The following is a 1075-nucleotide window of genomic DNA, read 5'->3' as shown; positions in this document are numbered from 1 at the left end:
CCCTCGTACTCCACTAACGCAACGTGCGGGCCGAACACCTCCTCTTTCAGACACCGCAGGTCCTCCTCGTAGTCAGCCTCGTAAACGAACGGCCCCACCCAGTGGCCGTCCTCGTGCCCGTCCGGGATCTCCTCGTCGTCGAGTTCCGTCCGGTCGACCAGCACGTTCGCGCCCTCCTGCTGTGCCAGGTCGTTGTACCGCTGGATCTTCTCGACGTGGCCCGGCTCTATCGCCGGCCCCATGAACGTGTTCTCCTCTAGCGGGTCGCCCACCGCGACTTTCCTGGCGTTTTCGACGAAGCGCTCTTTGAACTCGTCGTACACGTCCGTGTGGACGATGAGCCGCTCCGAGGACACACACCGCTGGCCCGTCGTCTTGAACGACGACATGACGGCACTGTGGACGGCGATGTCGAGGTCCGCCTGTTCGGTGACGACGATCCCGTTTTTGCCGCCCATCTCACAGGCGGCGAGTTTGCCGGGCGTGCCCCCGACCGTACTTGCGACCTCGTTGCCGACTTCCGCGGAGCCGGTGAACAGTACGGTGTCGGTGCGGTCGTCTTCGACGATGGCGTTGCCGGCGTCGCCGAAGCCCTGGACCATGTTGAACACGCCGTCGGGGATGCCGCTGTCCTCGAACATCTCGGCGATGACCTGGCCGCACCAGGGAGTCTGCTCGGCGGGTTTCCAGACGACGGTGTTGCCTTCGACCAGCGAGACGGCCATGTGCCAGAACGGGATCGCGACGGGGAAGTTCCAGGGGGTGATACAGCCGACGACGCCGCGGGGTTTCCGGCGCATGTAGGCGTCCTTGCTGGGGATTTCGCTGGGGACGGAGTCGCCGTGGGGGTGGCGGGCGTTGCCGGCGGCCCACTCGACCATGTGCCAGGCTTCGGTCACGTCGGCTTTCCCTTCGCTTATCTCCTTGCCGCACTCTTTCGTGACGATCTCGCCGAGTTCGTCGTGGCGGTCGCGGAGTTCGTGATAGATGTCCCAGAGGTACTCCGCGCGGTCGATGTAGGAGAGTTCGCGCCACTCTTCGAAGGCGGCGTCGGCCTCGGCCATCGCGCGGTCGA

General features: G+C 65.2%; 1 protein-coding gene. It reads right to left on the bottom strand.

Annotation, left to right across the window (positions count from 1 at the left end; genetic code table 11):
- Nucleotides 1-1075 (bottom strand): aldehyde dehydrogenase family protein (locus EYW42_RS19360; protein ID WP_135537079.1); only part of this gene is annotated, 1075 nt, incomplete at both ends.

The sequence above is a fragment of the Halostella pelagica genome, from assembly GCF_004762015.1.
Taxonomy (GTDB): Archaea; Halobacteriota; Halobacteria; order Halobacteriales; family Natronoarchaeaceae; genus Halostella; species Halostella pelagica.
Note: the sequence above shows the minus strand (reverse complement) of the source record. Positions and strands in the feature narration are given on the sequence as shown.